Origin of the sequence: Streptomyces sp. TLI_185, assembly GCF_003814765.1 — a bacterium.
In the GTDB taxonomy this organism is placed as follows: domain Bacteria; phylum Actinomycetota; class Actinomycetes; order Streptomycetales; family Streptomycetaceae; genus Streptomyces.
The window spans coordinates 10529097-10536788 of the sequence record NZ_RKRB01000001.1 but is presented as its reverse complement, the minus strand read 5'-3'; the positions used below and the strand labels follow the sequence as shown (position 1 = coordinate 10536788).

Here is a 7692-nt window from a genome sequence, read left to right as displayed (position 1 = left end):
CCTGTCCGACCGGCTACGCTGGGGTGGCGGCCGGACGGAGCGCTCCGCGCGTTCGCCGAGGAACTCAACGATGTCACCGCGGACAAGGTGGTCGCCGCCCTCATCCTGTCGGCGGGCGACCGCGGCCCGGGCCTGGCGCAGGCACTGGAGGATCTGTCGGCACCGTCCGCGAAGAGGTCGCCAAGAAACGCGCCATCGAGGCGGACCGCGCCAAGCCCCGCACCACCGTGCGGTGGATGACCATCATCACCGTGGGCGTCGTGGTGGCCGGGTTCTTCGTGCCGTCATACCGAAGCCCGTACTCCACGCTGGCGGGGACAGCTCGTGCTGGCCTCCTGACGGCCGGGTCGTCGGCGTAACTCGCCACTGTGGCGGCAGCTGGGGCACTTTCCGGCGGGCGTCCGCGCGGTCCTGGTCCACGGACCAGCCCAGGCACCGTGCCGTTCTGGCCACCGCGCCGCCCGCGCCGAGCCGGGCATGCGCGGCCGATCCGCCCGCTCGGGAGCCGGAAGGGGCCGCCTCGTGAACCTGCTCCCCGTTGTCGTGACCGGTGGCACGGTCGGCGCCGGCGTCGCCCTGCTGATTAGGGAACTCCTGCAGCCCCAGCCCGCGTTGGGCCGGCCTCAAGCGCAGCGCCCCCGCCACTTTGGACCATGCCCGAGCCGGAGCTGGACCGCGAGGAGGTGTTGGGGCCGGCTGGCCTGCTGGGCCCGGCCTCGAGCGGCTCCCGGGCGTCCGGGTGGCCCCAGTGAAACCTGGCCCTGCCATCGTTGGGCAGGGGCCGGGCCAGTTCATGCTGAGAAGACCGCGCTCGCTGGTCTGGGTCTGCTCTGCCGGTGATCGCGAGCGATTTCCGTGGAGTCATCGCGGGCGTGGGCTTGCCGTCTACGTTGCCGCGCCGGTCGGACTCCTCATCGCCGGCTTGCTGTTCATCACCCGGATCTCGCAGGTGCGGGACCAGGCCAGCGTCCGGAGAGTTCGCGCCGCCCTGTCGCTACTCGACCTTGGTCGCCCTCAAGCGGGCCGGCCGACGCCGGCCCCTGCCGAGGCCCTGGAAAAAGGCCGCCGAGGTCGGCGATGGCTGGCCCTTCCTCTATCTCCAAGGGCGCGCTGCGCCGGGGCACGGCTGGATGAAGATCCCTGCCGTAATCAGGCGCTGCACTGGAAAACTCCGCCAACACGAGTAATGACTTGCCCGTCCTGGACCGACGTCGCCGACATCATGCGGCGGCTCAGGCTACCGACGGCGCCGCCCGTCTACAAGGCACTACGGGCCCGCACCCGCCGCCCTCAAACGCCGAACTGCTGGCGGATCAGTCCCAACCGAGGCGAACGCGGGCCAGCGAGAAAGAATGACCGCTCCCGGAGCCCCTGCTCGCCGTCCTGGTATGTTCTTGATGGCATTCCGGCGGTGATCCGCTTGCTGACCGTCTGAGACCACTCCGACTCGTTCAACGCACCAGAGAGGCAAGGAAGATGACGCACACCACAGCCCGCACCCGCCGTGCCGTGCCTCCCGGCGGCTACCCACCGCACTGCGGCCCCGTCCACACATCCGCGGACCAGGCCGTCGTCGTCGGGCCACGCATGCCTTGGAGCGCGCCAACGGTGGGGTCCTCCGGCTGACCACGCGCGTACAGGAAAGGCCTTCAGGAGGCCGCCCGCCGTCCGGACCGCGGCGACATCAGCATCACCACCGTCATCATCTGGCTCGCCGCCATCGCAGGCGCTGCCACGAGTCGCCGGGACCAATCGCCGTCGTGATCGCCAAGTACAACGGCAAGCTCTTCGGCGCGTGATGAAGCCTCCGAGCAGCTGACGGACTGGTGGCAAGGGACGAAGATGGCACGACGAACCGCGGCGACACCAGCATCCAGATGGCGATCATCTTCCCGTTCGTGCTGCTCGCCAACCCTCGCCGTCATCCCAGGCCTCCATGTGGTACTACGCGCGGCAGATCGCCCTGACCGCTGCCCCGCGAAGGCCTCACGGCGGCCCGCTCCTACCAATCGAGCCCGCGCGACGGGGCCGCCAAGCACGCAACGTGCTGGGCCGCACCGCAGGCGACAGCCTGCGCGGCTACAGCGTCTTGGCCGCCGGCCGACGGGACAGCGGGTGCAGGTCCAGGTGATGGGCACGGCCCTGTCGATGATCCCGGGCGTGCCGGGCCTGCAAGATCAAGCAGTCGGCATCCGGAACCGTGGAGCGCTGGACCGTCCCCGGGGAGTGAAGCACGTGCGATCCACAGCCCGTTGGGCCCGCCACCTGCACGGCGATGAGGGCAGTGCCGCGATCGAGGCCGCGATCGTCCTCCCGGCATTGATCATGTTTCTGTGTCTGGCGATCGCCGGCGGTCGGATCGTCTCCTCTCCGGCTCGAAGATCGATTCTGCGGCTGAGGACGCGGCCCGGGAGGCATCCATTCACCGCACGGCGGCGGCCCGCCCAAGGTGCCGCGCAGGCGGCGGCCGCCGAGTCCCTTAACGACCAGGGGCATCAAGTGCGCGTCGACATCCGTCAGCATCAACAACCGGTGGCCCTGAGCGTGCCGGTGGGCCAGGTCGCACGGTCACCGTGACCGTGACCTGCACGGTCAATCTGTCCGACTTGCTGCTGCCGGGGGTGCCGGGGGCCAAGACGCTCACGTCGACGGCGACGTCGGTCGTGGACCAGTACAGACAGCGAGGCGACTGATGATCTTGCGTCGGTTCTACGGACACGGTGCGACGACCGGGGAGGCGTCACCGTGTTCGTCGCGGTGTGCGTCTTCGCGCTGATCGGCATCATCGGTCTCGCCGTGGACGGCGGCAGCAAGATGCGCGCCACCGAGCACGCCGACTACATCGCCGGCGAAGCCGCCCCGGGCAGGCGGACAGGCCATCGACCCCGCCGAGGCCATCAACGGGACCGCGATCACCATGAATCCACAGGACGCACAGGCCGCAGCCCAGACGTACTTGGGCTCCGCTGGCGCCACCGGCACGGTCAGCGTGTCCGGCGACGGCAAAACCCTCACCGTCACGGTCACCAGCACCTACGACACGAAGTTTCTGTCGGTGGTGGGAATCGGTCTCTGTCGGTGACCGGCCATGGCAAGGCCACCCTCCTGCACGGCGTCACCGCTCCCGAAGGAAACTGATGAGCACCACCCCCTCCCCCGCCGCAGCGGGCCGCACGCACCCTGAGCCGACTCCTCAAGGCAGTCCTGAGTCTGCTGGTCCTGGCCGCCGCGGTCGCCGGGCCTGCCGCTGCTGCTGGCCTGGGCCACTCCGGTCATCTGGGCTTCCACCCACGACGACCTCACGCACCTGCTGGATCCGGCAGGACACGGGCGCCGCGTTCCTGCTGCTCCTCGTCGCGGTGGGCTGGATCGGGTGGGCCCAGTTCGCGTTCTGCGCCGTCCGCGAGTTTTGATCGCGCAGGTGCGAGGCCGAACCTGGCACGCCCCGCGAGGGATGGGCGCCTCCCAGCGCGCCGCGGCCCTCCTGATCGGCAGCATCCTGTGCTGCTTGCTGCACGAGTTCGGCCCTGGCCTCCGACGCCCAGGCCGCCCCGGCCCACCACGGCGGCCCACATTCCCGGGCCAGCCCCCAGGCCCCCGCAGGCCGTCGACACCGAGCAGGCCTCCAGGCCCTCGTCAAGCACCGCGGCGCCTCGGCACGCTGTACACGGTGCGCGAGAGGCCGGCTGGCGGAGAGCCTGTGGGGGCATCGCCGAGAAGGAGTTGGGCGACGGTGAGCGGTGGCGGGAGATCGCTGCCCTGAACGAGGGCCACACCATGGTCGACGGCACGGTTTTCCGCGCGAACAGCTTTCTGCAGCCCGGCTGGCAGCTTCAGATGCCCGACACGCCAACGGGAGCGGGAGACCTCCGTACGCAGTTGGATGAGGCCGCGCCGGCTGGCGGCGAGAAGAGCGAGCACGTCGTCACGGTCCACTCGGGCGACTACCTGTCGAAGATCGCGGAGGAAGAGCTCGGCGACGGCAACGAATGGCCCGAACTGTTCAAGGCCAGCCAAGGCCAGGAACAGCCACACGGCCTGCCCAAGATCACCGACCCGGACGTCATCTACGCGGGGCAGCAGGTCACCGTGCCCGGCACCCAGCCCGACCAGCCCACTCCGCCGCACGGCAGCAACGACGGCGATGCGGCGGGCAGCCAGGACACCACTCCCCCGGAAGCGAAGACGCCTGGCGCGAACAGTCGCCGGGCGATGACGCGGGGGATGCGCCAGCTACGGGCCCCAGCACGGCGCCCGCTCCAGCGTCGTCGGCTCCCAGCGCAGCGAGCAGCCGCCTGGCCGAGCAGCCCGGGCAGGCCCAGGGCTCGCCCTCCGCCGCTCCTTTTGCCACGCCGCAGCCCAGCAGCAACGCCCCCTCTGCCGCGTCGGCGTCGGCCGGGCCGTCCGGTTCCGCTGCCTCCTCCCCCGCCGCCACGGCATCCGAGACGCCGGCGTCGGCCCCGTCCGACGGTCCGCTGAACTTGCGCACGGTCCTGGGTGCCGGTGCACTGCTGGCCGCCGCCATCACCGCAGCGCTCGCCCTGCGCCGGACCCTGCAGCGCCGGCGCCGCAAGCCAGGCGAGAAGATCGCCATCGCGTCGGAGACCTCCCCGGCCGAGGCCCAGTTGGCGGCGGTTTGCCGAACCAGGAGGCGCCGCTCGGCTGGATGTGGCCCTGCGGACCCTGGCCCACCAGCTGGCCCAGCAGAAGAACGATGCGGTCTTGCCTCCGGTGCGGGCCGCACGTATCGGTGCCCGCACCCTGGAGGTGCTGCCCGAGGACCTCGCCCTGGACGCTGCAGCGCCCTTCGTCGCCGGGAAGGCCGGTTGGTGGGTCCTGCCCGCCGACGCCGACCTCCTAGACGAAGACGCCGCCCGCGACGTGCCGGCACCGTACCCGGGGCTGGTCACGATCGGCCACGCCGAGACAGATGACCTCCTGCTGCTCAACCTCGCCCGGCTGCCCGCCCTGCTGCTGGACGGCAATCCGGTCCACATCACCGAGGTGTGCACCTCACTCGCCCTCGAACTCGGCATGAGCCCGTGGGCCAGCGAAGTCGAAATCGTCACCATCGGCTTCGGCGAGGACCTGCCGCAACTGCTGCCCACCGCGCGGATCGCCCACATGCGCCACGCCTCACACGCTCTGCGCGACCTGAGTGAACGGCTACTGGAAGCGCACCAGATGCCCGAGACCAGCCATCATCCCTACCTGCTGCTGTGCGCGGCGGCACTTGACTCGGACACCGCCTGGAAGTTCGCCGACGTTATCGACAAGGCCGGCAGTTTGCCCGTCACCTTGATCGCACCGGCCAGCACGGCGGCCGCGCACTTCCCGGAGGCGGAGATCCTCAACGCCTCGGTCAGCGACCCGCAGCCTCTCGACGCCGCCGGCACCGACATCACCGTGCAGCGCCTGGAGCACGCTTCGTACCTTCAGATCACCACCGCGCTGCGGGTGTCCGCGCAGCCGGCACACCCGGCCGAGGGCCCCTGGCAGGACGTCCCGGCCGAGTCCGACGTCTGGCAGGAGCCTGCGCCGGAGGAGTCCGCCGGGCCGCTCCCCGACGCTGACTCGACCCCTCCGTCGGCATCGGGCGCGGAAGTGGACGGCGAGGTCTTCCCGGCCCTGCTCGCCGCCACCACGGATCCGTCCGGACTACGTCTTCTGGCCGCCACCACGCCAACGCCTCAGGTTGCGGAGGAAGCCGAGCCTGGGGCCGACGCGCCCGTGGCCCCTGCCGCCGGAGGTCCGGATAACCCTGACCCTGTCGCCCGACAGGCCGCCGAGGCGGGAGCGGTACAGGAGGCGGACGAGGGCGAGACACATGACCTGCATGCCCCGGAGATCCGGGTGCTGGGCCCGGTCGAGGTAGACCGCGTGGACAGCACCGGCCACGGCCCGCGGATGGCACAGCTCGCCGCCTTGTTGTTCTTCCGGCCCGGGCGGAGCGCGGACGTCCTGTGCTCCCATATGGATCCCGTCAGCCCCTGGTCGACGAGCACCCTCAACGCCCGGATGCAGGGCCTGCGCAGTTCCCTGGGCAGCGACGCGTCCGGCAGCCTCTACGTGCCGCGCCGCAAGGCGGCAGAGGACCCGTACCGGCTCGCCCCCGGTGTGCGCTGCGACTGGACCCGATTCCTTCAGCTCGTCGAACGCGCCCTGCCACTGGGCCCGGCCGGCCTGACCGATATGGAGAAGGCGCTCGCCCTGGTGAGGGGAAGGCCGTTCGGCGGCAAGCCGCTGCCCTGGGCCGAGCCCCACCAGCAGGAAATGATCACGCGGATCATCGACGTCGCCCACACCGTGGCCACCCACCGCACACCCCCGGGCCCTCACCATGACCTCAGCGCGGCCCGCCAGGCCGTCGCGACCGCGCTCGATGTTGACCCCACGGCGGAGCTTTTGTATCGGGACTGGCTCCGGATCGAGAGCGCGGCCGGCAACCGGCAGGGGCTGCACACCGCCATCACCCGCGTCCAGCAAGTCAACCGGGCGCTGGACTGCTCCCTCGAGACGGAGACCACACAGCTCCTCAACGAGCTGCTGGGCTTGACCCACCACGACCACGCTCACCCCCCTTCACTGCCGGAACGTCAACGGCCGTGATCTGTTACACCCCAACGTCTGTGTCCCTGCTGGGGAGGTGACTCGGGGCACAGACGTTGGGAGGATCGGGCCTGTCCGGTTACCTTCGGTGCTCCTCCCAGGAGCGTGCCGCCTCCCGCATGGGGTTCGCCCAGTCGTCGGTGCTCTCGGCCGCGATGGAGTCCCAGAGACGGCGCTGGACGCGGGCCAGGGCATTGAGGCCTTCCGCCGGGGCGAGCGCCCATGCCGGGTGGGTGGCGGACGCACGCTCCGCCTGATCGCGAGTGTGGCCGTGAGCGATCAGCCAGAGCAGCCAGAGCGCGGGGTCGATCCAGGCGGCGCCGGTGGAGGCCCAGCCCCAGTCCACAAAGAGGGCTCTGTCCCCGGATACGAGGACGTTGTGCGGGTTCCACTCCGTGTGGAGGAGGCTGTCACCAGCGAACCAGGACAGGTCTGCGGGGTCGTCCACGAAGGTGCGGAGCCGATGCGGCATGCTCTTCAACTCGAGTGCCGGCGCCGGGACCTTGGCCAACCGCCTCATGGTGGCCATGACCGCCGGCAGGTCGCGGGACTTGGGCGTAAAGTCGGCGTGGCCGCCGTTGACGTACTCGAATCCGAGCAGACTCCAGCCGTCCTCTTCGATGTGCCAGAGCAATTCCGGGGCGATTCCCCGGAGGTATGGGCTGATCTGCGCCTCCCGATTCTGGGTCCATACGCGCGGGTGATCCATGGGCAGGCCCTTGACGAACAGGGTGTCCTCGGGGGTGCGCACGCGGGCGGCGATTGCGCTGTTCAGGCCTGCGTTGATGTTCCCGACGTCGACAATAGGGCCGCTGACCTTCTCGATCATCCGCCGCACGGCGTCCGGCAGGTCGGTGAGCCGCTGCGTGGACATTGCGGAGAGCCTCCAAGGGGAAGGTGCCGGGGCCGCCTTCAGAGGCAGCCCCGGGCAGGTGGGGTGGCTAGTTGTACGGGTTGTAGTCGCCGCAGCCGGGCAGCGCTTCGGCGAGCAGGGCGTCCACGTCCTCGACCAGGGTGACCTCCTCGGGGTCCTGGACAGCAAGTCTCCGGCTTGCGCGTCAGCTCGATGATCACAGCGGGTCA

The 7692-nt window shown here is 70.4% G+C and carries 5 protein-coding genes and 2 pseudogenes; 5 read left to right on the top strand and 2 right to left on the bottom strand.

Annotation, left to right across the window (positions count from 1 at the left end):
- Positions 1-240, top strand: a pseudogene (locus EDD92_RS48505) (hypothetical protein); the annotation flags it as partial.
- A gap of 1409 nt (positions 241-1649) precedes the next feature.
- On the opposite strand, the gene EDD92_RS51955 reads toward EDD92_RS48505, so the two are convergent.
- The gene (locus tag EDD92_RS51955) at positions 1650-1925 is read right to left on the bottom strand and encodes a hypothetical protein (RefSeq protein WP_260327262.1); all 276 of its coding nucleotides are present in this window, start codon (positions 1923-1925) and stop codon (positions 1650-1652) included.
- Positions 1926-2115: 190 nt separating this feature from the next.
- Between EDD92_RS51955 and EDD92_RS48485 the strand changes: the two genes are divergently transcribed.
- The 4 genes and pseudogenes from EDD92_RS48485 (at position 2116) to EDD92_RS51945 (ending at position 6609) form a co-directional block, all read left to right on the top strand.
- Positions 2116-2577, top strand: coding sequence for a TadE family protein (locus EDD92_RS48485; RefSeq protein ID WP_260327261.1), 462 nt, complete (start codon positions 2116-2118; stop codon positions 2575-2577).
- Between the two features lie 168 nt (positions 2578-2745).
- Positions 2746-3138 (top strand): annotated as a pseudogene (locus EDD92_RS48480) (pilus assembly protein TadG-related protein).
- Between the two features lie 585 nt (positions 3139-3723).
- Positions 3724-4479 carry a LysM peptidoglycan-binding domain-containing protein gene (locus EDD92_RS51950; protein ID WP_260327260.1) on the top strand — a complete coding sequence of 252 codons (756 nt, stop codon included), beginning with the start codon at positions 3724-3726 and terminating at the stop codon, positions 4477-4479.
- A gap of 189 nt (positions 4480-4668) precedes the next feature.
- The gene (locus EDD92_RS51945; protein ID WP_260327259.1) at positions 4669-6609 is read left to right on the top strand and encodes a bacterial transcriptional activator domain-containing protein; all 1941 of its coding nucleotides are present in this window, start codon (positions 4669-4671) and stop codon (positions 6607-6609) included.
- Positions 6610-6688: 79 nt separating this feature from the next.
- On the opposite strand, the gene EDD92_RS48470 is transcribed toward EDD92_RS51945, so the two are convergent.
- Positions 6689-7483, bottom strand: a complete 795-nt coding sequence (locus EDD92_RS48470) for an aminoglycoside phosphotransferase (protein ID WP_260326240.1) — start codon at positions 7481-7483, stop codon at positions 6689-6691.
- Positions 7484-7692: the final 209 nt, after the last annotated feature.

What these genes read in the sequence shown, in the direction of transcription:
- EDD92_RS51955 (WP_260327262.1), bottom strand. Translation starts at nt 1,925, where the DNA reads ATGACGGCGAGGGTTGGCGAGCAGCACGAACGGGAAGATGATCGCCAT.
- EDD92_RS48470 (WP_260326240.1), bottom strand. Translation starts at nt 7,483, where the DNA reads ATGTCCACGCAGCGGCTCACCGACCTGCCGGACGCCGTGCGGCGGATG.